18 protein-coding genes are annotated in these 23,823 nt (G+C 64.5%); 8 read left to right on the top strand and 10 right to left on the bottom strand.

What is annotated here, in order from left to right; all coding sequences use genetic code 11:
• Nucleotides 1–80: 80 nt before the first annotated feature.
• The 3 genes from LCL94_RS08335 to rpoB form a co-directional block, all read right to left on the bottom strand.
• Nucleotides 81–842 carry a hypothetical protein gene (locus LCL94_RS08335; protein WP_224831792.1) on the bottom strand — a complete coding sequence of 254 codons (762 nt, stop codon included), beginning with the start codon at nucleotides 840–842 and terminating at the stop codon, nucleotides 81–83.
• A 95-nt stretch (nucleotides 843–937) separates the two neighbouring features.
• The gene (gene rpoC / locus LCL94_RS08330) at nucleotides 938–5,266 is read right to left on the bottom strand and encodes a DNA-directed RNA polymerase subunit beta' (protein WP_160608841.1); all 4,329 of its coding nucleotides are present in this window, start codon (nucleotides 5,264–5,266) and stop codon (nucleotides 938–940) included.
• Between the two features lie 61 nt (nucleotides 5,267–5,327).
• Nucleotides 5,328–9,509, bottom strand: coding sequence for a DNA-directed RNA polymerase subunit beta (gene rpoB, locus LCL94_RS08325; protein ID WP_224831791.1), 4,182 nt, complete (start codon nucleotides 9,507–9,509; stop codon nucleotides 5,328–5,330).
• Between the two features lie 349 nt (nucleotides 9,510–9,858).
• Between rpoB and LCL94_RS08320 the strand changes: the two genes are divergently transcribed.
• Both LCL94_RS08320 and LCL94_RS08315 read left to right on the top strand, forming a co-directional pair.
• A complete protein-coding gene (locus LCL94_RS08320) occupies nucleotides 9,859–10,923 on the top strand; it encodes a metallophosphoesterase (RefSeq protein WP_224831790.1) in 1,065 nt (354 codons plus the stop codon).
• A complete protein-coding gene (locus tag LCL94_RS08315; RefSeq protein ID WP_224831789.1) occupies nucleotides 10,920–11,945 on the top strand; it encodes a hypothetical protein in 1,026 nt (341 codons plus the stop codon). Before LCL94_RS08320 ends, LCL94_RS08315 begins: the two co-directional genes overlap by 4 nt.
• A gap of 10 nt (nucleotides 11,946–11,955) precedes the next feature.
• On the opposite strand, the gene LCL94_RS08310 is transcribed toward LCL94_RS08315, so the two are convergent.
• Complete coding sequence (locus LCL94_RS08310) at nucleotides 11,956–12,639, bottom strand: DUF4956 domain-containing protein (protein ID WP_224831788.1); 684 nt, start codon at nucleotides 12,637–12,639, stop codon at nucleotides 11,956–11,958.
• Between the two features lie 191 nt (nucleotides 12,640–12,830).
• Between LCL94_RS08310 and LCL94_RS13425 the strand changes: the two genes are divergently transcribed.
• The 5 genes from LCL94_RS13425 (at nucleotide 12,831) to rplL (ending at nucleotide 15,025) form a co-directional block, all read left to right on the top strand.
• Nucleotides 12,831–12,959, top strand: coding sequence for a hypothetical protein (locus LCL94_RS13425; protein ID WP_263611767.1), 129 nt, complete (start codon nucleotides 12,831–12,833; stop codon nucleotides 12,957–12,959).
• A gap of 22 nt (nucleotides 12,960–12,981) precedes the next feature.
• On the top strand, nucleotides 12,982–13,521 hold the full coding sequence (locus tag LCL94_RS08305; protein ID WP_224831787.1) for a DUF2975 domain-containing protein: 540 nt from the start codon (nucleotides 12,982–12,984) through the stop codon (nucleotides 13,519–13,521).
• A complete protein-coding gene (locus LCL94_RS08300; RefSeq protein ID WP_224831786.1) occupies nucleotides 13,521–13,751 on the top strand; it encodes a helix-turn-helix domain-containing protein in 231 nt (76 codons plus the stop codon). Before LCL94_RS08305 ends, LCL94_RS08300 begins: the two co-directional genes overlap by 1 nt.
• Before the next feature lie 299 nt (nucleotides 13,752–14,050).
• A complete protein-coding gene (rplJ, locus tag LCL94_RS08295; protein ID WP_160608833.1) occupies nucleotides 14,051–14,566 on the top strand; it encodes a 50S ribosomal protein L10 in 516 nt (171 codons plus the stop codon).
• Between the two features lie 81 nt (nucleotides 14,567–14,647).
• Nucleotides 14,648–15,025 (top strand): 50S ribosomal protein L7/L12, encoded by a 378-nt coding sequence (rplL, locus tag LCL94_RS08290; protein WP_160608832.1) that lies wholly within the window; start codon nucleotides 14,648–14,650, stop codon nucleotides 15,023–15,025.
• A 522-nt stretch (nucleotides 15,026–15,547) separates the two neighbouring features.
• On the opposite strand, the gene LCL94_RS08285 is transcribed toward rplL, so the two are convergent.
• On the bottom strand, nucleotides 15,548–16,090 hold the full coding sequence (locus tag LCL94_RS08285; RefSeq protein ID WP_224831785.1) for an acyloxyacyl hydrolase: 543 nt from the start codon (nucleotides 16,088–16,090) through the stop codon (nucleotides 15,548–15,550).
• 140 nt (nucleotides 16,091–16,230) lie between these two features.
• On the opposite strand from LCL94_RS08285, the gene LCL94_RS08280 reads away from it, so the two are divergent.
• Nucleotides 16,231–17,232: a transglutaminase-like cysteine peptidase gene (locus LCL94_RS08280; protein WP_224831784.1), complete on the top strand. Its 1,002-nt coding sequence runs from the start codon at nucleotides 16,231–16,233 to the stop codon at nucleotides 17,230–17,232.
• Between the two features lie 18 nt (nucleotides 17,233–17,250).
• Here the strand turns inward: LCL94_RS08280 and LCL94_RS08275 are convergent, their stop codons facing one another.
• The 5 genes from LCL94_RS08275 to LCL94_RS13485 are packed head-to-tail and all read right to left on the bottom strand — an operon-like array spanning nucleotide 17,251 to nucleotide 23,734.
• Nucleotides 17,251–18,516, bottom strand: a complete 1,266-nt coding sequence (locus LCL94_RS08275; protein WP_224831783.1) for an HlyD family type I secretion periplasmic adaptor subunit — start codon at nucleotides 18,514–18,516, stop codon at nucleotides 17,251–17,253.
• The gene (locus LCL94_RS08270; RefSeq protein WP_224831782.1) at nucleotides 18,513–19,535 is read right to left on the bottom strand and encodes a cell wall hydrolase; all 1,023 of its coding nucleotides are present in this window, start codon (nucleotides 19,533–19,535) and stop codon (nucleotides 18,513–18,515) included. The genes LCL94_RS08275 and LCL94_RS08270 overlap by 4 nt, the downstream gene beginning before the upstream one ends.
• On the bottom strand, nucleotides 19,532–21,676 hold the full coding sequence (locus LCL94_RS08265) for a type I secretion system permease/ATPase (RefSeq protein WP_224831781.1): 2,145 nt from the start codon (nucleotides 21,674–21,676) through the stop codon (nucleotides 19,532–19,534). Before LCL94_RS08265 ends, LCL94_RS08270 begins: the two co-directional genes overlap by 4 nt.
• Nucleotides 21,677–21,700: 24 nt before the next feature.
• The gene (locus tag LCL94_RS08260; protein WP_224831780.1) at nucleotides 21,701–23,101 is read right to left on the bottom strand and encodes a TolC family protein; all 1,401 of its coding nucleotides are present in this window, start codon (nucleotides 23,099–23,101) and stop codon (nucleotides 21,701–21,703) included.
• 15 nt (nucleotides 23,102–23,116) lie between these two features.
• Entirely contained in the window at nucleotides 23,117–23,734 is a 618-nt protein-coding gene (locus LCL94_RS13485) for an OmpA family protein (protein ID WP_318245574.1), read from the bottom strand.
• Between the last annotated feature and the right edge of the window lie 89 nt (nucleotides 23,735–23,823).

Below are 23,823 nucleotides of genomic sequence, written 5' to 3'. Positions count from 1 at the left end.
GCATCCTGCTCAAGTGTAACCGAATTCCCGGTCCGCTGTATAGCTTTCTGCTCCGGATCGGGGGATTGTCCGCCCGGTTGTCAGCGCCGCTGCAACACTACCTCGTGTCCCTTGCCCGACAGGATGACGCGGTTTTTCCCGTCCGCGCGCACGGTGTCGGCCATGTCCATCGCCTGCCAGAGCGCGGGCAATTCCTCGGGGAAACCGATGTCGCAGACCATCTCCGGAGGTTTGTGGTCCATGAGGTCGAACCGCGCGCCATCGATCGTATAACCGACCGACTGGCCGGCGCAGCCGGGTTCCCACCAGACCTGATCGAAATTCGCCTCCAGCGGGATCGGCTCCGCGAGGGACTTGCCGTCGAGGCTGACGAGGTCCCAAGATCCGCGGAGGTCCACCGCACGTGCGGCGACCTGTGCGGGGTCGGGAATGCTTTCGAGTTGCACCGTCCCGCCTGGCCCCGACAGCCAGAGCCCGCCCCGCACAGCCGTGATGGTTGTCGCCTTGTCGATAGCGGCGATGATCGCCTCCTCGCCCGGCGCGTAACTGCGCGCGCACATGGCGGGCGGTTCGGCATAATCCCATTCGCCGGTCTCGATACCCTCGCCCGCGCGGTCGAAGGACCAGTCGTCGTAGATACACTGCGACTGGAAATGGATGCGGTTGCCCGAAAAGGTGATCGTCGGCTCGTACCCTTCGATGCCGATCAGCGGCGTTTCTTCATTGACGAAGGTGACGACATAATCGCCGTCGAGGGCAGGCGCAGCGCTGGCCGGGGCATCTTCGGGTGCGGGCGAACAGGCCAGGAGGCCTAGGGTGGCAAGGACGACAGCTACTCGCATCGGACACTCCCCAAACTGTCCGGAGCGCGGATAGAAAAAGGCCCCGGAAGCGATGACTTCCGGGGCCTTTTCAATTTGTTGCGATGAACGGGGGCTTATTCGCCGTCCTTCGCCTCTTCGTTGAGGTAATCGCCCGCATCGGCATCGGTGCCGTGGGTTTCACCTTCCATCACCGCCAGCGGATCGTCGCCGATCGCAGCTTCGGGGCCCTGGGCCAGTTCCGCCGCGTGCTCTTCTTCTGCGGTATTGGCAGCGATGATCGCTTCCTGGGCCTTCTTCCACGAGGCGCGCAGGGCGGCATCGCGGCTGGAGGCAGTGACGCGCATCCGGTTCATGCCCGCGCCGGTACCGGCGGGGATGAGACGGCCGACGATCACGTTTTCCTTCAGGCCGATCAGCGTGTCCTTCTTGCCCTCGACAGCGGCCTGCGTGAGCACGCGGGTCGTTTCCTGGAACGAGGCGGCAGAGATGAACGAGCGGGTCTGCAGCGAGGCCTTGGTGATGCCGAGGAGGATCGGGGTGCCCTGTGCGGGTTCCTTGTTCTTCGGCAGCTTGGCGTTGGTCTCGTTGAGTTCCTCGAGGTCGACCTGTTCGCCCGGCAGCAGCGTGGTGTCGCCGCCATCGGTGATCTCGACCTTCTGCAGCATCTGGCGAACGATCACCTCGATGTGCTTGTCGTTGATCTTCACGCCCTGGAGTCGATAGACTTCCTGGATCTCGTTCACGAGGTACTCGGCCAGCGCCTCGACCCCGAGGACATCGAGGATGTCGTGCGGGTTCGGCGAGCCCGAGATCAGCGTGTCGCCCTTCTTGACGAAGTCGCCTTCCTGGACGTCGATGACCTTGGTCTTGGGGATGAGGTATTCAACCGCATCACCTTCCTCGGGCACGATCGCGATCTTGCGCTTGGCCTTGTATTCGCGGACGAATTCGATCTTGCCGGAAATCTTGGCGATGATCGCATTGTCCTTCGGCACGCGGGCCTCGAACAGTTCGGCGACGCGCGGCAGACCACCGGTGATGTCGCGGGTCTTGGCGGCTTCGCGCGAGGCACGGGCGAGAATGTCACCGGCCTGCACCTGCGCACCGTCCTCGACCGAGAGCGCGGTACCGGGCGCCAGCATGTAGCGCGCGGCTTCGTTCTCGTCGCCGGCTTCGTTGAAGAGGGTCAGCCGCGGACGCAGGTCTTCCTTCTTCGCACGGCCGCTGGTGCGGATCTCGGTGACGACGCGCTGGGCGATACCGGTGGCATCGTCGACGCGTTCTTCCATCGAGGTACCGTCGATGAGGTCCTGGAACTTCACCACACCCGAGGTTTCGGTGATGATCGGCAGCGAGAACGGATCCCATTCCGCCAGGCGATCGCCTTCCTTCACCTTCGCGCCATCCTTGTGCATCAGCACGGTACCGTAGGGCACCTTATGGATTTCGCGCTCGCGGCCTTCGGCGTCGATCACGGCCAGTTCGCCGTTGCGGGCGAGCGACAGGATGCGACCCTTCTTGTCGGTGATGGTCGGCATGTCGCGATAGACGACCTTACCGTCCGACACCGCTTCGAGGTGCGAGGTTTCGTTGAGCTGTGCGGCACCGCCGATGTGGAAGGTACGCATGGTCAGCTGGGTGCCCGGCTCACCGATCGACTGGGCGGCGATGACGCCGACAGCTTCACCGATGTTGACCGGCGTACCGCGGGCAAGGTCACGGCCGTAGCAGGTCGCGCAAACGCCCTGCTTGGCTTCGCAGACCAGCGGCGAACGGATCTTGGCGACCTGCGTTTCGGCCTCCTCGATCGCCTTCACCAGCGGTTCGTCGACCAGCGTGCCGGCCTTGGCGATGACTTCGTCGGTCGATGCGTTGACGATGTCTTCGGCCAGCGTACGGCCGAGGATACGTTCGCCGATCGATGCGATCACGCTACCGCCCTGGACGATGGCACGCATTTCGAGCGCGTTGTCGGTCTTGCAGTCCTCTTCGACGATCACGCAGTCCTGCGACACGTCGACCAGACGGCGGGTCAGGTAACCCGAGTTCGCCGTCTTGAGCGCCGTATCCGCGAGACCCTTACGGGCGCCGTGGGTCGAGTTGAAGTACTCGAGGACGTTCAGGCCTTCCTTGAAGTTCGAGATAATCGGGTTCTCGATGATCTCGCCCGACGGCTTGGCCATCAGGCCGCGCATGCCGGCCAGCTGCTTCATCTGGGCCGGGCTACCACGGGCGCCGGAGTGGCTCATCATGTAGATCGAGTTGATCTGCGCTTCCTTGCCGTCCTTGTCGATCGGCTGCGACTTGATCTCTTCCATCATGGCATCGGCCACCTTGTCGCCGCACTGGCTCCAGGCGTCGATGACCTTGTTGTACTTTTCCTGCTGGGTGATGAGACCGTCCTGGTACTGCTGCTCGTAATCGGCAACCAGCGCCTTGGTCGCTTCGACCAGTTCAACCTTGGCATCGGGGATGATCATGTCGTCCTTGCCGAAGGAGATGCCGGCCTTGAACGCGTGGCGGAAGCCCAGCGCCATGATGGCGTCGGCGAACAGCACGGTGTCCTTCTGGCCGGTGTGACGGTAGACCTCGTCGATCACGTCGGCGATGTCCTTCTTCGTCAGCAGGCGGTTGACGATGTCGAAGGGAACCTTGTGGTTCTTCGGCAGGCATTCGCCGATCAGCATGCGGCCCGGAGTGGTGACGAAACGCTTCATCGAAACGTTGCCGTCCTCGTCCGCCTGGGGAACGCGGGCCATGATCTTCGAGTGCAGCGTGACCGACTTGATTTCCAGCGCCTGGTGCACTTCCGCCATGTCCGAGAACAGGGGCAGCTTCTCGACCTTGTTGCCGTCGCTGTCTTCGGTGAACTCGGGCTTCTTCTCCTGACGTTCCATCGACAGGTAGTAGAGACCCAGCACCATGTCCTGCGAAGGCACGATGATCGGCTTGCCGTTGGCGGGCGAGAGGATGTTGTTGGTCGACATCATCAGGACGCGCGCTTCCAGCTGGGCCTCGAGGCTCAGCGGGACGTGCACGGCCATCTGGTCGCCGTCGAAGTCGGCGTTGAACGCGGCGCAGACCAGCGGGTGGAGCTGGATTGCCTTGCCCTCGATCAGCACGGGCTCGAAAGCCTGGATGCCGAGACGGTGGAGCGTCGGTGCGCGGTTCAGGAGGACCGGGTGTTCGCGGATGACTTCATCCAGGATGTCCCAGACTTCCTTGCGTTCCTTCTCGACCCACTTCTTCGCCTGCTTGAGGGTCATCGAGAGACCCTTGGCGTCGAGACGGGCGTAGATGAACGGCTTGAACAGCTCGAGCGCCATCTTCTTGGGCAGGCCGCACTGGTGCAGCTTGAGTTCCGGGCCGGTCACGATGACCGAACGGCCCGAATAGTCGACGCGCTTACCCAGAAGGTTCTGGCGGAAGCGGCCCTGCTTGCCCTTGAGCATGTCGGAGAGCGACTTGAGCGGACGCTTGTTCGCGCCGGTGATGACGCGGCCGCGGCGGCCGTTGTCGAACAGCGCGTCGACGGCTTCCTGCAGCATGCGCTTTTCGTTGCGGACGATGATGTCCGGCGCGCGCAGCTCCATGAGGCGCTTCAGGCGGTTGTTACGGTTGATCACGCGGCGGTAGAGGTCGTTGAGGTCCGACGTCGCGAAGCGGCCACCGTCCAGCGGGACGAGCGGGCGCAGTTCCGGCGGAATGACCGGCACGACTTCGAGGATCATCCACTCGGGACGGTTGCCCGATTCGATGAAGCTTTCGACGACCTTCAGACGCTTGATGATCTTGGCGGGCTTGAGCTTCGACTTGGTGGTCGCGAGCTCTTCCAGCAGGTCCTCTTTCTCCTGTTCGAGATCGAGGTCCATCAGCATCATCTTGACGGCTTCTGCGCCGATGCTGGCCGAGAAGGCGTCTTCACCGTACTCGTCCTGCGCTTCGAGCAGTTCGTCTTCGGTCAGCAGCTGGAACTTGTCCAGCGGGGTGAGACCCGGTTCGACGACGATGTAGCTTTCGAAATACAGCACGCGCTCGAGCTGCTTGAGCTGCATGTCGAGCAGCAGGCCGATGCGCGAAGGCAGCGACTTCAGGAACCAGATGTGCGCGACCGGCGCGGCCAGTTCGATGTGGCCCATGCGCTCGCGGCGGACCTTGGTCACGGTCACTTCGACGCCGCACTTTTCGCAGACGACGCCCTTGTACTTCATGCGCTTGTACTTGCCGCAAAGGCATTCGTAGTCCTTCACCGGACCGAAGATGCGCGCGCAGAACAGGCCGTCACGTTCGGGCTTGAACGTACGGTAGTTGATCGTTTCAGGCTTCTTGATCTCGCCGAAGGACCACGAGCGGATGCGCTCGGGGCTGGCGATGCCGATCTGGATCTCGTCGAAAGTCTCGGGCTTCGCGAGCTGGTTGGTGAATTTGGTCAGTTCGTTCATGACTTAAATCCCTGTCGGGTTAATTCTTTCGGGCGGAAGCGGTGGGGAGCGAAACGCCCCCCTATTCCGCCGCGATCGCGAGGCCGTCGTCGTCTTCGTCGTCGGTAAGCGACTTGAGTTCGACGTTGAGACCCAGGCTGCGCATTTCCTTGACGAGCACGTTGAAGCTCTCGGGAATGCCGGCCTCGAAGGTATCGTCGCCCTTGACGATGGCTTCGTAGACCTTGGTACGGCCGATCACGTCGTCCGACTTCACGGTGAGGATTTCCTGCAGCGTGTAGGCTGCACCGTAGGCCTGGAGTGCCCAGACCTCCATTTCCCCGAAGCGCTGGCCGCCGAACTGCGCCTTACCGCCCAGCGGCTGCTGGGTGACGAGGCTGTAGGGGCCGATCGAACGTGCGTGGATCTTGTCGTCGACCAGGTGGTGCAGCTTGAGCATGTAGATGATGCCCACGGTCACCTTGCGGTCGAACGCTTCGCCGGTGCGGCCGTCGTAGAGGACGGACTGGCCGTCCGCATCGAGGCCGGCCTTTTCCAGCTCCACGGTCACGTCGCCTTCGCGGGCGCCGTCGAACACCGGAGTGCCCATCGGGACGCCGTAGCGCAGGTTGCTTGCCAGCTCGACGATCTCTTCGGTCGAACGGCTGTCGATCGCCTCGACATACTGTTCGCCGTAGACCTCCTTGAGGCGGTCGATCACGGCTGCAGGCGGCTTGGCCTTGGCGTAATCTTCCTCTGCATTCGGGTTGGCAGCCTTCCATTCGTCGAGCTGCTGGCCGATCTGCATGCCCAGGTTGCGGGCCGCCATGCCGAGGTGCGTTTCGAAGATCTGTCCGACGTTCATGCGCGAAGGCACGCCCAGCGGGTTCAGCACGATGTCGACCGGCGTACCGTCTTCGAGGAACGGCATGTCCTCGACCGGCAGGATGCGCGAAATCACACCCTTGTTACCGTGACGGCCGGCCATCTTGTCGCCCGGCTGAAGCTTGCGCTTCACGGCAACGAAGACCTTGACCATCTTCAGCACGCCCGGAGCGAGTTCGTCGCCGCGTTCGAGCTTTTCCTTACGGTCCTCGAACTTCTCGTCGATGAACTTGACGCTCTCGTCGTACTGCGACTTCACCGCTTCGAGCTGGGCCTGGCGGTTGTCGTCGGCGACCGCGAACTTGAACCATTCGTGGCGGTCCACGCTTTCCAGCAGTTCCTCGGTGATTTCCGAACCCTTCTTGACGCCCTTGGGGGCGGCCGAAGCGGTCTGGCCGAGCAGCATGTCGCGCAGGCGGTTGTAGGTCGCACGGTTGAGGATCGCGCGCTCGTCCTGCGCGTCCTTGCGCAGGCGCTCGATTTCCTCGTTCTGGATCGCGCGGGTACGGTCGTCGATCTCGATACCGTGACGGTTGAAGACGCGGACTTCCACGACTGTACCGGCAACGCCCGGCGGCAGGCGGAGCGAGGTGTCGCGCACGTCGCTGGCCTTTTCGCCGAAGATGGCGCGCAGGAGCTTTTCTTCCGGCGTCATCGGGCTTTCGCCCTTCGGCGTGATCTTGCCGCACAGGATATCGCCCGGGTGCACTTCGGCACCGATGTAGACGATGCCCGCCTCGTCGAGGTTGCGCAGCGCTTCCTCGCCGACGTTCGGGATGTCGCGGGTGATGTCTTCCGGCCCGAGCTTGGTGTCGCGAGCCATGACTTCGAATTCCTCGATGTGGATCGAGGTGAAGACGTCGTCCTTCACGATACGCTCGGAGATGAGGATGGAGTCCTCGTAGTTGTAGCCGTTCCAGGGCATGAAGGCGACGAGGCTGTTGCGGCCCAGTGCCAGTTCGCCGAGGTCGGTCGAAGGACCGTCGGCGATCACGTCGCCGGCTTCGACCGTCTCACCGACCTTCACCAGCGGACGCTGGTTGATGCAGGTGTTCTGGTTCGAACGCTGGAACTTCTGCAGCGTGTAGATGTCCACGCCCGACTGGCCGGGTTCGACATCGCCGATCGCACGGATCACGATACGCGTCGCGTCCACCTGGTCGACCACGCCGCCGCGCTTGGCGGTGATGGCCGCGCCGGAATCGCGGGCGACGGTTTCTTCCATGCCGGTGCCGACCCAGGGCGCTTCCGCCTTCACGAGCGGAACGGCTTGGCGCTGCATGTTGGCGCCCATCAGGGCGCGGTTGGCGTCGTCGTTTTCCAGGAACGGAATGAGCGATGCACCGACCGAGACGAGCTGCTTGGGGCTGACGTCCATCAGCGTGATGGTTTCACGCGGGGCCATCAGGTTGTCGCCGGCCTGGCGGGCCGAAACGAGCTCTTCCACGAAGCCGCCGTTCGCGTCGAGTTCGGCCGAAGCCTGTGCGACGGTGTGCTTCTGCTCTTCCATGGCGGACAGGTAGATCACCTCGTCGGTGACCTTGTTGTCCTTCACCACGCGGTACGGCGTCTCGATAAAGCCGTACTTGTTGACGCGCGCGAAGGTCGAGAGCGAGTTGATCAGACCGATGTTCGGGCCTTCCGGCGTTTCGATCGGGCAGATGCGGCCATAGTGCGTCGGGTGGACGTCGCGGACTTCGAAGCCGGCGCGCTCACGCGTGAGGCCGCCCGGGCCAAGCGCCGAAACGCGGCGCTTGTGGGTGACTTCCGACAGCGGGTTAGTCTGGTCCATGAACTGCGAGAGCTGCGAGGAGCCGAAGAACTCGCGCACGGCGGCAACGGCCGGCTTCGCGTTGATCAGGTCGTTCGGCATGACGGTCGACACGTCGACCGAGCTCATGCGCTCCTTCACCGCGCGTTCCATGCGCAGCAGGCCGACGCGGTACTGGTTTTCGAGCAGTTCGCCGACCGAACGGACACGGCGGTTGCCGAGGTTGTCGATGTCGTCGACTTCGCCCTTGCCGTCCTTGAGGTCGACCAGTTCCTTGACCACGGCGAGGATGTCTTCCTTGCGCAGCGTGGTGACGGTGTCTTCGGCATCGAGGTCGAGACGCATGTTGAGCTTGACGCGGCCGACGGCCGACAGGTCGTAGCGTTCGGCGTCGAAGAACAGGCCTTCGAACAGCGCTTCGGCGGTTTCCTTGGTCGGCGGTTCGCCCGGGCGCATGACCTTGTAGATGGCCTCGAGGCCTTCGTCGCGGTTCTCCGCCTTGTCGACCTTCATCGTGTTGCGGATCCAGGGACCCGTGTTGATGTGGTCGATGTCGAGCAGCACGAGGCTGTCGACGCCCGCATTGTCGAGCGCTTCGAGGTTCTCGGCCGAGACTTCGTCACCGGCTTCGATGTAGATGCGGCCCGTGCTTTCGTCGATCATGTCGGCCGAGGCATAGCGACCGAAGATTTCCTCGGTCGGCAGCAGCAGGGTTTCGAGACCGTCCTTGGCAGCCTTGTTGGCAGCACGCGGGCTGATCTTCTGGCCGGCGGGGAAGACCTCCTCGCCGGTCTTGGCGTCCACCAGCGGGAAGGCCGGCTTACGGCCGCGCCAGTTTTCGGCGACGAACGGGATTTCCCAGCCGTCCTTGGCACGCTTCCAGGTGACGGTGTCGTAGAAGTGGGCGAGGATGTCCTCGGCATCGAGGCCGAGGGCATAGAGCAGCGCGGTGACCGGCAGCTTGCGCTTGCGGTCGATACGCACGTTGACCACGTCCTTGGCGTCGAACTCGAAGTCGAGCCACGAACCGCGGTAGGGAATGATGCGGGCTGCGAACAGCAGCTTGCCCGAGGAGTGCGTCTTGCCGCGGTCATGGTCGAACAGCACACCCGGCGAACGGTGCATCTGCGACACGATAACGCGCTCGGTACCGTTGATGACGAAGGTGCCGTTGTCCGTCATGAGCGGCATGTCGCCCATGTAGACGTCCTGCTCCTTGATATCGAGGACGGAGCGGGTTTCGGTTTCTTGGTCCACCTCGAACACGATCAGGCGAAGGGTGACCTTCATCGGGGCGGCGTAGGTGATGCCGCGCTGGCGGCATTCGACGATGTCGTACTTCGGCGCTTCGAGCTCGTAATGCACGAAGTCGAGCTCGGCGGTGCCAGCGAAGTCGCGGATCGGGAACACCGAACGCAGCGTCTTTTCGAGGCCCGAGACGTAGTCGATCTGCTTGTTCGAGCGCAGGAACTGCTCGTAGCTTTCACGCTGCACCTCGATGAGGTTGGGCATGTCGACGACTTCGTGGATGTCGCCGAAAATCTTGCGGATGCGCCGCTTAGCGGTGCCCGACGACGTGTTGCGGGGTGCCTTCGCCTTGGTAGCCATAAAGGAGCTCGTGCCTCTTTTCGTGTGCTTGCAGCCCCGCGCGGACAGGGCTGCCAATCAGATGTCTCATGCGCGTGAGAACCGTATCGCGAGACGCAAAAAGGCCGCAGCGATGACACGCCCGTGGGGGCGGCGGCTGCAGCTCGTTAAAAAGCGTCGCGATATGGAAACGCCGCTTCCATCCTGTGTCCGAAACCCGCGCATGAATCGGACTCGCTCGAAGCGTGCGGTCGAGGGGCATTTAGGAAGGCGCAGGGGCTTTGTCAAACGCCCTGCGACGTAACGACAGGCAGGCCTCGCAGGTCGCAAAAATATGCTATGGACCGGGCTTCGCAAGGGGGGAGGACGCATGCTGCGACTGCTGGTCCTGCTGGCAAGCCTGCTGCTCGCGCCACTCGCGCTGGCAGCGCAGGAGGCCGCACCTCCTGCGCCTGCCCGCATCGTCGCGGTGGGCGACCTGCATGGCGATTACGAGGCATGGGAGGAAATCGCCCGCGCGGCCGGCATCGTCGATGCGAAGGGCGGCTGGTCGGGCGGCGGGACGACGCTGGTCCAGATGGGCGACATCACCGACCGCGGACCGGATTCATTGAAGATCATCCGCCAGCTGCAGCGGCTGTCCGGCGAAGCGCCTGCGGCCGGCGGGCAAGTCATCGTCCTGCTCGGCAATCACGAGGCGATGAACGTCACCGGCGATCTGCGCTACGTCCACCCCGGCGAATACGAGGCCTTCCGCGACCGAAGCTCGCGCGCGGTGCGGCTCGATGTCTGGGCCACCCAGCGCGACCGGCTGGCAGAGCTTTACCGGACGGCGAAACCCGACCTGCCGATCGACGAGATCAAGCGGCGCTGGCTGGCCGAAACGCCGCTCGGCATGATCGAGCACCGGCGCAGCTGGCGCGCCGGGGGCGAGCTGGGCTTGTGGGCCGCCACCCTGCCTGCCGTGGTGCAATTGGGGCCGACCCTCTTCGCGCATGGCGGCCTCAGCGCGGAACGGTCGGCAGAGGATATCGCGACGATCAACCGCCGCCACCAGGCCGCGCTCGCCCCCGGGGACGAGGTCGACAGGAGCGTGCTCGACGATCCGCTCGGCCCCTTGTGGTATCGCGGTAACGTCGTCCGCGAGGCCGATGACACTACGCCCCCTCCCGCCAGGCTATCGCGCGAAGAAGAGCTGATAGCGGTCCTCGCCCGTTATGGCGCACAGCGGCTGGTGGTCGCCCATACGCCCTCGCGAGACGGCATCGCGGACGATCTCGGCGGCAGGCTGCTGCGCATCGATACCGGCATTTCGCGCCATTACGGCGGGCCTGCATCCTACCTCGAAATCGAAGGCGATCGCGTCACCGCGCACCAGCGCGGCAGCGACGGCTCGTGGACCAGCCGGATATTGTCCGAAGGAGCGCCCCGATGAAGCGTCTCGCTCTCACCCTTGCCCTTGCCTGCGGTGCCCCACCCGCTTTCGCACAGGGCGAGCCCACCCCGCTCTTCGCGTCCGACGAAATCCTCGAACTCGCGCTCGACGGACCGATCCGCGAGATCGTGGCGCGGGGCGAGAAATCGACCGATCCCCACCCCGCTACCTTGTCGGCTGCCGGCGAGAGCCACGCCATCCAGCTGTCCGCCCGCGGCAATTCGCGGCGCCTGAAGGAACTGTGCCGCTTCCCGCCATTGAGGGTACGTTTCGATGCCAAGCCGGACGAGGCCTCGCTGTTCCACCGGCAGGGCAGCATCAAGCTGGTCACCCACTGCCGCGACAGCGACAGTGCGGAACAGACCATGCTGCGCGAATATGCCGCCTACCGGCTCTACAATGTCCTGACGCCGGAAAGCTTCAGGGTCCGGCTGGTACGCGTCAGCTACCGCGACGGCGTGAGCGAATATGCGCGCCGGCTGGCCTTCTTCATCGAGGACGGGGACGATGCGGCGCGGCGGCTGGGCCTGAAGGAACTGGACGTTGGCAACACCCCGCTGGCGCAGGTCGACCGCGAGGATGCCGCCCGCTACGCGCTGTTCCAGTACATGATTGGCAATACCGACTGGGCCATGGTGCTCGGCCCGACGAAGACCGATTGCTGCCACAACTCGCGCCTGTTCGGAGCAAGCAAGGAAGCCCGCAGCGAGCTGGTGCCGGTGCCCTATGATTTCGACAATTCGGGGCTAGTGGACGCAGGCTATGCCGTGCCCAATCCGGAACTCGGCACCTATTCGGTGCGCACCCGCGTCTATCGCGGCTTCTGTTCGTTCAACGACCTCGTCCCTGCGGCGGCGGCACGGATGCGCGCCTTGCGCAGCCAGCTCGAAGCGAGCCTTGCCGCAACGCCCGAAGCCGATGCCGGGACCGTGGCGGCCATGACGAAATACCTCGCGACCTTCTACGAGGACATCGAGGACGAGGAATCGATCGGGAAGAAGCTGCTGAAGAAGTGCCGCTGAGGGCGGGCGGTCAGCCCACCTCGCTGCCTTCGCCCGACTGGTCGTGGCGGTCGGTGTCCGCATCCTTGCCGCCGGCAGAGGCCTCGGGCGAACGCAGGTAGCGGTGGGTGCCGTCCTTGGCCCCGTAATCCGCCATCCAGAGCAGCGCGAAGGCGTAGTTGAACATCACCGTCATCACGAGCGCGATCTCCAGCGCGCCGATGCCGGCGGCCAGCCCGATGCCGATGGCGAGCAGGATATAGATCGCATCGCCCGAACTCTTGAGCGTGTTGCGGAAACGCACGCCGCCCACAATACCCGCCAGCGAGAAGGCCAGCGCCAGCGAGTTGTGGACCATGACCACGATCGCGGTCACGGCGATGGGCAGGACGATCATCGTCTCGACCAGCGCCTGGTCGTATTCCGCGCGGTTGCGGCTGGCCATATAGGTCCAGGTCACCGGGATCGTCGTCAGCATCGCCCCGGCCACGGCGACGAACAGCCAGAGGATCGAACTGCCGAGGTTGGCGACCTTTTCCGCCCCGATCTGCACCCCGCCGAGCGGATCGCCGGAGGTTGCGCTGAGCAGCGTCTGCGCGCCGCCGATGGGCAGGAAATGGCCAAGCGAGGGATCGAGCGCCACCACGCCCAGTACCGCGCCGGTCACGACGAGGTAGAACACCGTCAGCCTGACGAACAGCATCCGGAAAACCATGAAGACCAGCCCTCCCCTTGCGTGCCTTATAGAGTGAAGCGGGGCGCCTGCCAAATCCCGCTCCTGGGGCCTGAGCGAGGCCCGTTTATCGCCTCTCGCTAATTCAGATATTGTTTTTCGATATTATCGATTGACAATAAGTGCGACTCGGATTATTGATTATCGATATTGAGATGCAAGGAGATCGATAAATGTCCCGTTTCCAGTCCCACTTCGCCGCGGCGCTTGCCGCCATCGTCATCACCCTCGTTTCGGTCCAGACTGTCGTGACCGTGCCGTCTGCTCAGATGGCGGTGGTATCCGCGCCGCTCATCGCCTGACCCGGTAGAGAAAGGACCAGCCATGGCCCGCATCATTCCCAACGACCCGCTGCTCGCGATCGGCCGGATCATCATCCTGATCGGCCAGGCGATCATGGGCTTCGCCGCCACCGCCGTGGTGGTCGGACTCCCGCTCGTCATCTTCCTGCGCGACAAGGCGACCGTCGAAGTCCGCGCCGAACTCGGCAATCCCGACTTCGTTTTCCCCACGCTCGCCGTAGTACTGGTCATGCTGCTCGCGCTGGCGATCGTCGTCATGGCCTTCCTGTTCCTCGACCGGATGCGGCGCATCGTCGACACGGTCGGCGAAGGAGATCCGTTCAAGCCGGAGAACGCGCAGCGCCTGACCTCGATGGCGTGGCTGATGCTCGGCATCCAGCTGCTCGCCATCCCGGCGGCAGGGGCCGGCCTCTACATCGCGAAGCTGATGGAAGAGACTGACGCGACCGTCGATGCCTCGATCGACCTCAGCGGCGTCGTCATGGTCGTCACCCTGTTCATCCTCGCCCGCGTCTTCCGCAAGGGAACCGAAATGCGCGCCGACCTGGAAGGGACCGTGTGATGGGCGCCGATTCAGAAGGAACCGCAATCATGGTCAAGCTCGACGACCTGCTCCACGACCGCCGCATGACGCTGACCGAACTCGCGGAACGCGTCGGCCTCACTCTCGCCAATCTGTCGATCCTCAAGACCGGCAAGGCCAAGGCGATCCGCTTCTCCACACTGGAGGCGATCTGCCGCGAACTCGACTGCCAGCCGGGCGATCTGCTCGCCTACCAGAAAGCCCAGTGAAAGCTTGACAGAATCGCAGGAATGCTTAGAGGCCCGCCCCCGAAGGCGGGTCTCTTTGTATTCGCCTTCATCCGTCCGAGACAGTTGGTGGCCGGGATCTGCCCGACCTTAATTTCCAGCCTAGACGGGGAACAGAGATTTTCCGGCGGTTCGCCCAGTCGTGGGTAAACCGTTGTTTCGCGCCAATTGGCGCACTCCTTCCCCCTCAACGGACTCGCCCGTGTTGCAGTTTGCAGCATGGACAAACGTAGCCGATTTCGCCGGTCCATTCCGGCGGGGTCATAGTGAAGGAGTATGGCATGGATCGTTCGCAGAAAGCCGATTCGGTCGCCCAGCTCAGCGAAGTCTTCAACCAGGCTGGCGTGGTCGTCGTGACCCGCAACCTGGGCCTTTCGGTCGCCCAGTCGACCGAACTGCGCACGAAGATGCGTGAAGCCGGTGCGTCCTACAAGGTTGCGAAGAACCGTCTCGCCAAGCTCGCGCTGAAGGACACCGATTACGCAGGTCTCGAAGAGTACCTGTCGGGTCCGACCGCCCTCGGTTATTCCGAGGATCCGGTCGCTGCGGCCAAGGCCGTGGTGGACTTCGCCAAGACCACCGACAAGCTTGAAATCGTCGGTGGATCGATGGGCGCGACCGTGCTCGACGAAGCAGGGGTCAAGGCACTCGCCTCGATGCCGAGCCTCGACGAGCTGCGTGGCAAGATCGTGGGCCTCGTCAACGCGCCGGCAACCAAGGTTGTCCAGCTCGTCAACGCACCCGCAAGCAAGCTCGCTCGTGTCTTCGGCGCATATGCCGCCACGGAAGCCGCGTAAGAGCTGGTTCTCGCACAGAACACATATTCATCGGGGCAGAGCCTATCCGGCACCCCGGCCTATTATTTGGAGTGAAACATCATGGCCGATATCGCCAAGCTTGTTGAAGAACTGTCGAAGCTGACCGTCATGGAAGCCGCTGAGCTTGCCAAGGCGCTCGAAGAAGAGTGGGGCGTTAGCGCCGCCGCTGCTGTTGCCGTTGCCGCACCTGCTGGTGGTGGCGACGCTGGCGCCGCTGCTGAAGAGAAGGACGAATTCGACGTCATTCTCACCGGCGACGGTGGCAAGAAGATCCAGGTCATCAAGGAAGTCCGTGCCATCACCGGCCTGGGCCTGACCGAAGCCAAGGCTCTCGTCGAAGGCGCCCCGAAGGCGCTCAAGGAAGGCGTGAACAAGGCCGAGGCCGAAGAAGTGAAGGCCAAGATCGAAGCAGCCGGCGGCACCGTCGAACTGAAGTAAGCTTTTCGCTTACGCTTCGAACAGCCTACGCTGATCACGGAAAGGGCGGTGCCGAAAGGCGCCGCCCTTTTCTTATGCGGCCAAGTGATTTATAGAAATTCTTCAAATTAATCAGGCTTTTGGTGCAATATTGATATGTTGTTGCACTTGCAGAGAATTGATTGGGCGGTCACTTTGCTGCGCAATTTGAGGGGGTTGCTATCATGAACGTCATATTGGGTTGCCTTTGCGGTTATTTATTCCTCTGCTTCCTGCTAAGTGCCGCGCTCGTACGAATTTGCCCGCACAGCTGGATTGCAATGAAATTGCGGCGACGGTTGATATTATTCGGCGCATTGCCAGGCTTTCTCGCATTTCAAGGTGTCGCCATGAGCCTCAAACTCTGGAAGAAAACACGAATAAGCGCGATCAGAGTTTTCGAAATTATCTCGGGTCACAAGACTTTACGTACAAAGTCATGCTATTTCGGTCATAGCCGGGCAATCAAGAAAGCGAAAACGAACCTTCTATAAATACGACTTGTCACATCCGGTAATTCACCCGCAGGCCCATCATGTCGATGCCGGGATTCTGCTCGGAATTGAACAGCCTCGCATTGCTGATGTGCACCCAGCTGGCCTCGATCGACCATCGCTGGTCCAGGCGCGTGCCGATGGCCAGTTCGGGCTCGAACAGCACGCGGCTGCCGAGGTCGGTGCGGTAGCCCGTTTCCGGATCGACGCGCAGCGCGGGCGCATCGTGGAGCACGAGGCCGACGCCCGGGCGCAGGTAGATCCTGCCGATATCTGCCTGCCAGCTGACGCCCATGCCGACGAAGTTCGTGTCACCTGCAGTGTTCACCGACGCGAAGACATAGGGCTGCGGCCCGCCCAGCGCGCCAAGCGCCTCGATCTCGTCGAAACGGTAGCCCGCCTGGACGTCCATGCCGCCTTCGCCCGTATCGAAGGTAAAGGGCGTATCGACGCCGTGGGCATAGGCGCCGCCGTAGATTTCGCCCGCGGATGCACCGGCGGGAAGCAGCGCGGCAGTCAGGGTCAGGGGTAGCCAGAGGCGGCAGGCACGCATCGCGCGATCCTCGCTGGAATTGGGGGGAAGGCCGCTCCTAATCTCCCCACGCTTTCGCGCCGATGAAGCGCCAAAGCGTTTCCTCGCCGTTAACCAGAGCGCGAAACCTCGTCTTGACCGCGACCCACTAGCAGGGGGGCATGGTCGATGCACCAATCTCCCTGCGCCGCGGTAAGCACGGCATTTCCCTCGCCCTGGCGGGTGCGGCCCTTGCAGCCATGCTGCCGGCCAGCGCCTCTGCGGCGAGCGCGGAAGTGCTGATGCGGGCCGCGCCGGGCCTTGCGCCGGCAGAGGATTGCGCCGCCAGCACAGGCGCCGCATCGGTGCCCGCAGACCTCGCCCCTGCCGCACAGAGCAAGTCCGCCGCCATCCTCGGCGGATCGAGCGCGCTTGACGCGATCCGCGCCCAGCAGGAAGGCGTCAAGGAAGACCACCCGCTGTTTGCAGGCGTGCCGGCCAAGCCGCTGGAACCTGCCGCAGCGCCCTCGCCCGCACGCAGCGCCGGTTGCAGCGTGGCCAGCCCCTTCGCCGCACGGCCCGCTTTCGATCCCGTGAAGCCGCTGTCCTTCGTGCTGCGCCCACAAGCGCAGCCGGCGCTGGCACCGGCCCCCGGCCCTCGCCGCGCAGACGCCAATCTCGTCCTAGGCAGCAAGATGGTGCCGGTGGGGCATACCAGCTTCGACGGGGCCTTCGCCCGCGTCAGCCGCGCCCGCAGCAACCTTGGCCCCACGCTGGCCGCGATCGGCACCGCCAAGACCGACAAGTCGGCGCTCGTTGCCTCGGTCAACCGCTGGGTCAATCGCAGCATCCGTCATGCCGAGGACCGCGACCTCTATGGCCGCGCAGACTACTGGGCCGATGCCGCCACGACGCTGCGCCTCGGCAAGGGCGATTGCGAGGATTTCGCGCTGCTCAAGATGGAATTGCTCGCCGCCGCCGGTGTCGCGCGCGAGGACATGATGCTCACGCTTGCCCGCGACCTCATCCGCCGGCGCGACCACGCCGTGCTGCTGGTGAAAACCGACCACGGCATGATGATGCTCGACAATGTCGGCGATGCACCGCTCGATGCGCGCTCAGACCACGGCTATCGCCCGGTCATGAGCCTGGGTGCGAAACAGAGCTGGCTGCACGGCTATTGAGCCGCGCCCCGGCGCTGGTCAGCGCTCGGTCATTGCCCTGTCGAAAGCGCGGTTCACCGGCTTGAAGAGGTATGACAGCACGCTGCGGCGGGCGGTCATGATCTCCACATCGCAGACCATGCCCGGCACGATCGGCAGGCGGACCCCGCCCTTCTCGATGAAGGCGCGATCGGTCTCGATGACCACGGCGTAATAGGCCTCGCGCTCGACCTCGTCGAAGATGCTGTCGGCGCTTACCTGCGCCACGCGGCCCTTGATCCCGCCGTAGATCGAAAAGTCGTAGGCGGTGACCTTCACGTTCGCCGCGTCGCCGACCTTCACGAAGGCGCGGTCGGCAGGCGAAATGCGCGCCTCGATCAGCAGCTTGTCGCCCACGGGGACAATCTGCATGATCTGCTCGCCCGCATTGACGAAGCCGCCCTGCGTGCTGACCTGCAGATCGTTGACCACGCCGTCGGAAGGCGCGCGCAATTCATTGCGGTCGCGGCGTGCGGATGCGCCGCGGATGCTTTCCTGGTTCACCGCGATGCGCGTGGCGATCTCGCTCCGCTCGGCCAGCGCCTGCTGGCGGAAATCGGCGCGCGCCTGGCTGAGATCGGCCTGCGCCTGCATGATCGAGGCCGAAGCACGGCCCGCAGCCTGCCGCGCGGCGGCAAGGCGGCCCTGCAGGTCGACCACTTCACGCTGGGCCTGCAGCAGGTCGGTCTGCGGGACGATGTTCTTGGCCGCCAGCGGGCGGAGCATGTCCACCTGCTCGCGGGCAAGGCGCAGGCTGCTCTCGAGGCTGCTGGCAGTCGCTTCGGCTTCCGAAAGGTCGCGGCGACGCTGCTCTACAGCCGATGCAAGCGAAGTCTCGCGCGCCTGGGCGGTCGCACGGCGGGCCTGGGCAAGCCGCGCTTCCTCGGCACAGGCACTGCCGGCCTCGCAGCCGATGCTGCCGCCCGACGCTTCCTGGTCGAGCCGCTGGGCACGAACGGCAAGCCGCTGGTTCTCGGTTTCGAGTTCGCCGAGCGCTGCGGAAGATTGCGTGTCGTCGAGGCGGACCAGGAGGTCGCCCTTCTTCACGCTCTGCCCGTTGCGCACGAGAATCTCGGCGATCACGGACGGTTCGGCCGGTTGCACCAATTGTGCCTTGCTCGACGGGATGACTTTGCCCGTGCCGCGCGTGATCTGGTCGACCTGCGCAAACGCGGCCCAGACGAACAGCAGCGCCATGCCGAGCGCGGCGGTGACGATCAGGCGCTGGGCGGCAGGCATTGTCCGCCAGCGTGCGGCGAGCGTCATTGTTTCATCTCCGTGGAACCATCGGTTGCGACCGCGCCGGCCTCGCCCTGTCCTGCCAGGGTCGAGCGGTAACCGGCGCTCAGTTCGACGGGGTCGGGGATCGACAGGCGCCAGGTCTTGGTGGTGTCGATGCGCCCGCCGACGTCGGCAGCAGCGTGGCGGTCCTTGACGTCGGGGACAACGGTCAGGCCCGGCGTGTATCCGGTGTCGATCGCCATCTCCTCCGCGCCCTCGGCCTCCGCGAGGAGGAAGCGCGTGTAGTCGACCTGCGGCAGCACTTCGCGTCCGCCCCAGCCGCGATAGAAGCTGGCGGACATGCCGGGCGAGCCCGGGAAGCGGTAGAAGATGTGGCGGCCGATCTGCGTGATCTTGCCCAGGGTGTAAGCCCATTTCGGCACCACGTAATCGGCATGGTAATGCGTCGCCGTGCCCACGTCGGGCATGACGTATCCGGCCAGCGCATCCTTCGCGAGGGCCTGCGCGCGCTTCCACAGATTGGCCTGCGGGCGGCGCAGCAGCGCCCCGTCGCAAGTGAAGCTGAACTGGCACACGCGCTGGTCGTAGCCCTGGTAGACCACGCCGCAGACCGTGTTCGGATAGGCGGGATGGCGCACGCGGTTGAGCACGACCTGTGCAACGGCGCGCTGGCCCGATTCCGGTTCAAGCGCGGCTTCGTAATAGATCGCCTGCGCAAGGCATTCGCGCGCCGTACCGAAATAGGCCGACGAAAGCGGGATGCCGCTGAACCGCCCGGTCTTCTCCAGTCGCAGGCCGCTCAGCGGAATGGCGAGGTTGCGGCTGCGCGCGCTGTCCACGTCTTCCACGGCGAGCTCGGCGATATCCTGGCTGCCGGTGGTCATGGCGACCAGTCCGGCCTGCATTTCGGGATCGAGCCGCGCCATGGCCCGCGCCGCTTCCTGCGGAGCGAGCAGCGAGGAGGTGCCGACCAGCAGGCTGGCCAGCGCCAGCATCATCAGCGCGCCGAAGCGGCGGACGCGGGTGACGGCGGCGGCGCTCACGAGACCACTCCGCGCGGCGCACCGGCCTTGGCCAGCACTTCCTTGATGGGGCCATCGGCCGCAACGCGGCCGCGGTCGAGCACGATCAGGCGGTCGCAAATGGCGAACAGCGCCGGGCGATGTGTCGCGATGACGAGAGTCTGTTCGGGCTTGAGCGCAGTCGACAGGCGCTCGACGAACATCTTTTCGGTCTCGCTGTCCATCGCGCCGGTCGGCTCGTCGAGGAACAGGAGTTCGCGCGGCTCGACCATTGCACGGGCCAGCGCCAAGAAGCTGCGCTGACCGCCCGAAAGCTGGCGGCCGTCCTCGCCCACCGGACGGTCGAAACCGCCGGCATCGCGCGACAGGTAAGTGTCGGCCCCGGTGGCGCGCATCGCGGCCAGCAGGTCTTCTTCCGAAATGCCCAGCCGGCCGAGGGTGAGATTGTCGCGCACCGAACCGGAGAACAGCGCCGCATCCTGCCCGACGAAGCCGAGCGCCTCGCGCAACTGCTGCGGGCGGTACTGGTGCACGTCGATGCCGTTGACCAGCATCGCACCGCCGGTCGGGCGGTAGAGGCCGCACAGCAGGCGCCCCAGCGTCGACTTGCCCGAGGCGACGCGGCCAACCAGCGCCACGCGCTCGCCCGGCTCGATCGTCAGGTTGAGACCCGAGAGCGCCGGTTGCATGTTCTCGCCATAGGCGAACTCGGCGTCGTGGAACTCGATCTTCGGGCGGGCAATCGCGGTCGGGGCGACGCTGGCGCCTTCGCGCCGTTCGTCACCGCCTTCGAAGAGGCGCTCGATACTGCCGAGCGTTTCCTGCGCCTGCCGCCCGCGGGTCAGCAGGAATGCGATCTGGCCGGCAGGAGCGAGCGAGCGCGAGGCGAGCATCACGATGGCGATGATCGCGCCCATGGTGATGTCACCGGCCGCGAAGAGATAATAGCCGCCGATGATCAGCGAGACGGTCGAGACCTGCTGGAAAACCTGCGCCAGCCCCACGGCGAGCGAGTTGATCGAGCGCAGGCGAAGCTGCGAATGGCCCCCGATTTCGGCCAGCTGGTGCCAGCGCGACAGCATCCCGCCCTCGCCGCCCATGGCTTTCAGCGTTTCCGCGCCGGTCAGCGATTCGACCAGCAGCGTCTGCTGGAGGCCGTAGTCGGCCTGCGCATCCTGCGAGGCTTCGACGACTTTCTTCTGGAGCACGTAACCGGCCACCATCATCGCCAGGATGATCGTCAGCGGCACCAGCGCCAGCCAGCCGGCAATGATGGCGATGACCGCCACGAACACCACCAGGAAGGCGACGTCCACCAGCAGCACCACCGAGGTCGAGGCGAAGAAATCGCGCACCACGGCATATTCGGACACCCGCGCGGCAAGCGAGCCGGTGTGGCCCTTGCGCTCGGCCAGCGGCACGGCGAGCAGGCGCGAGAAGATTTTCTGGCTCAGCTTGAGATCAAGCCGCTGGGCGATTTCATCGACGATCGAGGTGCGCGCGCGGCGCAGCGCGAATTCCAGCGTGAAGGCCAGCAGCACGCCGATGCCCAGCACCCAGAGCGTTTCCTGCGCCTGGTTGGGGATCACCCGGTCGTAGACGTTCATCGTGAAGATCGGCAGCGCGATCGCCAGCAGGTTGATCAGCAGCGAGCCGAGGATGACCGGAAGGAAGGCGCGGCGTTCGCGGCGCAGCTCGCCCCAGAACCAGTGCTGGCGCGCCTTGGCGTGCCACGGCGCCTCGTTGGCGCGCATCTTGTCGGGATCGCCGTAGATGGAAATGAGCGTGCCGGAATAGGCCTGCTCCACATCGCCGCGCGGCTCCCACAGCTCGTTGCCGCTTTCGGGATGCCACAGCAGCAGTTCCTCGTCCTGCGCATCGAGCAGCAGGGCGACGCCGCGATCGGCCAGCGTGATGATGGCCGGCAGGTCGCCTGCGCCATTGGGCAGGCGGCGACGCGGCACCACGTCATAGTTGAGGCCCGCAAGCTCCAGCGCTGCCGGAGCCTGGTGGAAAGGAAGCAGCCCTTCGGCATTGCGCGGCAATTGCGCAAGCAGGCCGCGCGCAAAGGGCAGGCCGTACCGGCGCGCCCCTTCCGCGATGCACTCGACGAGCGGGTCCAGGACCCGCCCGTCGATCTGGTCTGCACTTGTCTGTTCCATGCCCGTCACGAGCCTCTACGCGTTTCAGTCTCCGTCAACGCGCCTTTGCAGTTCGGCTTCGACAGGCGGTCCGTAATCGAACCGCTCGCGTTCCCGCTCGTTAGCACCGGCTCCCGGTGCAATGCTCAGCGCGTCCAGAAACTGGTTTGTAGCAGCAAGTGTCTGGTACTGGGCGAACAATTGGGAGAAGCGTGCCGTTTCGAGACGAACCTGGGTGTTAAACCTAGTATTCTGAGCATCGAGAACATCGAGCAAGGAACGGCGTCCGATGTTGAACTGGCTGCGGTAGGACAGCAGCAGATCGTCGCTCACCTGGCTCTGCCGGGCAAGCTGGTCGGTAATGCGGCGCTGCGTATCGAGCTGCTGCCAGGCGAGCCTGACATCCTCTTCCGCGGCACGCTGCCGGTCATGCAGCGCATAGCGTGCAAGGCTGGCCTGGCGGACCGTTTCCTGCAGCTTGGCGCGGTTGATGCCGCCGTCGAACACGTCCCAGCGCAGAACGACACGCGCCTGCACATCGTTCGTCTCGCCGGCGAAACCGTCGATGTCCTCGCCGACGCGGCCGCGAGCTTCGATACCGATCGTGGGCCACAGGTCGCCTTCGGCCGATTTGACCACGGCATTTGCCGCATCGACATCGGCCTGCGCCTCGCGGACCAGCGGGTTATTGAGCCGTGCCATGCCGACAGCGCTCGGAAGATCCGGCGGCATCGCGCTGGCAAGGTTCGGCGGCAGGGTCGCAGCCGACAGGTCCAGGCCAGTCAGGCGGCGCAGCGAGATATAGGCATTCTCGAGCTCGAGATTGGCTTCTTCGCTGCGGACCAGGGCGGACTGGAGCCGTTCCTCGGCCTGCTGCTGGTCGGCGATGGAGATCGAGCCTTCATCGACGCCGCGCGACAGGTCGCCCACCAGCGACTGGTGGAAGGCCGCATTGTCACGAGCTGCTGCCACGACGCGCTGCTGGAGCAGGACGTCGAGATACTGGCGCGCGATCTGGAGCGCGATGAACTCCGAGCGTTCGAGCACGCGGAGCGAGGCGCCATCGACTCGGGCGGCCTGACGCAGCAGTTCGCCCCGACGGCGACCGAAGTCGATGACCGTCCACTCGCCGGTGATGCCCGCTTCGAGCGGATAAAGCTCGTCATCGGCGATACCGAGCGTGCGGCGCGTATTGTTCTCAAGCCGGCGGATGCCCGCACTGGCTTCGATATTGACGCGGGGCATGTAAAGGCCCTGCGCCTGGCGGCGTTCGAACTCGATCGCCTCCTTGTTGTACTGCGCCTGCAGGATTTCCGGGTTGGACTGCATGGCGATGGTAATCGCCTCCTGCATGGTCACCGGATCGGCGGCCTCTTGGGCCATTGCTGCCGGAGCCGCACCTGCAAGCAGGAGCGCTGCGGTCATTGCCAGGGTTGTCGTACGCATTTCTCGTCCCCCCTCTTATTCGCTGACCTGGATTTCGACGCGGCGGTTCTGCAACTCGCGCACGCCATCGGCAGTCGGCACCCGGGGCGTTTCTTCGCCCTTGGCGTCGGTGGAGATGCTGGCCGCGGGGATACCGCGACTGGTCATCAGGTTCGCAACCGCTTCGGCGCGCCGCTCGGACAGGCCCTGGTTGTAGGCATTGCTGCCCGCGCGGTCCGTATGGCCGATCACGGTGAAGCTGCGCCAGTTGCAGGCGGGTGCGTTCTGCACGACGTATTCGACGGTCTGGATCGCGTCGTCCTGCGGCGTGGCGGAATCGAATTCGAAGAAGATCAGGCCCGGTGCCTCGACACCGCACTGTGCCGGCGGCGGCGCGACCGGAGCCGGCTCTACCCGCGTCTGCGGCATGCGCTGCATCATTGCATAGGCCATACCGCAACGCCGCAGGCTGGTCTCGTCCCTCGTGTTGGACTTGAGGAAGCCGAGCGCGATACCGCACTGCGCCTTTGCCTCGCTCGCCCAGATGTAGCGGGGGTCATTGGCCGAAACCACCGAGGCATCTCTCGTCAGCGCAAGCGCCGCGTCGTACCGTCGCTGGACTTCGGGCCGCAGCTGGCCCTTCTCCATCGCCATCAAGTCATCCTGCGCAAAAGCCGCGGTAGGGCATAGGCCCACCGCAGCTCCTGCCAGCGTGAACACCGCTGTTATTTTCTTCATTGCAA

The organism is Qipengyuania gaetbuli, from assembly GCF_020171365.1.
GTDB lineage: Bacteria > Pseudomonadota > Alphaproteobacteria > Sphingomonadales > Sphingomonadaceae > Qipengyuania > Qipengyuania gaetbuli_B.
The sequence above is the reverse complement of the archived record's forward strand: the minus strand, read 5'-3'. Positions and strand labels throughout refer to the sequence as shown.

Coding starts and splice junctions, on each gene's coding strand:
- rpoB (WP_224831791.1), bottom strand. CDS start 9,509: ATGGCTACCAAGGCGAAGGCACCCCGCAACACGTCGTCGGGCACCGCT.
- LCL94_RS08320 (WP_224831790.1), top strand. CDS start 9,859: ATGCTGCGACTGCTGGTCCTGCTGGCAAGCCTGCTGCTCGCGCCACTC.
- LCL94_RS08305 (WP_224831787.1), top strand. CDS start 12,982: ATGGCCCGCATCATTCCCAACGACCCGCTGCTCGCGATCGGCCGGATC.
- rpoC (WP_160608841.1), bottom strand. CDS start 5,266: ATGAACGAACTGACCAAATTCACCAACCAGCTCGCGAAGCCCGAGACT.
- LCL94_RS08315 (WP_224831789.1), top strand. CDS start 10,920: ATGAAGCGTCTCGCTCTCACCCTTGCCCTTGCCTGCGGTGCCCCACCC.
- rplL (WP_160608832.1), top strand. CDS start 14,648: ATGGCCGATATCGCCAAGCTTGTTGAAGAACTGTCGAAGCTGACCGTC.
- LCL94_RS08280 (WP_224831784.1), top strand. CDS start 16,231: ATGGTCGATGCACCAATCTCCCTGCGCCGCGGTAAGCACGGCATTTCC.
- LCL94_RS08300 (WP_224831786.1), top strand. CDS start 13,521: ATGGGCGCCGATTCAGAAGGAACCGCAATCATGGTCAAGCTCGACGAC.
- LCL94_RS08275 (WP_224831783.1), bottom strand. CDS start 18,516: ATGACGCTCGCCGCACGCTGGCGGACAATGCCTGCCGCCCAGCGCCTG.
- LCL94_RS13485 (WP_318245574.1), bottom strand. CDS start 23,734: ATGGCGATGGAGAAGGGCCAGCTGCGGCCCGAAGTCCAGCGACGGTAC.
- LCL94_RS08285 (WP_224831785.1), bottom strand. CDS start 16,090: ATGCGTGCCTGCCGCCTCTGGCTACCCCTGACCCTGACTGCCGCGCTG.
- rplJ (WP_160608833.1), top strand. CDS start 14,051: ATGGATCGTTCGCAGAAAGCCGATTCGGTCGCCCAGCTCAGCGAAGTC.
- LCL94_RS08260 (WP_224831780.1), bottom strand. CDS start 23,101: ATGCGTACGACAACCCTGGCAATGACCGCAGCGCTCCTGCTTGCAGGT.
- LCL94_RS08310 (WP_224831788.1), bottom strand. CDS start 12,639: ATGGTTTTCCGGATGCTGTTCGTCAGGCTGACGGTGTTCTACCTCGTC.
- LCL94_RS08335 (WP_224831792.1), bottom strand. CDS start 842: ATGCGAGTAGCTGTCGTCCTTGCCACCCTAGGCCTCCTGGCCTGTTCG.
- LCL94_RS08265 (WP_224831781.1), bottom strand. CDS start 21,676: ATGGAACAGACAAGTGCAGACCAGATCGACGGGCGGGTCCTGGACCCG.
- LCL94_RS13425 (WP_263611767.1), top strand. CDS start 12,831: ATGTCCCGTTTCCAGTCCCACTTCGCCGCGGCGCTTGCCGCCATCGTC.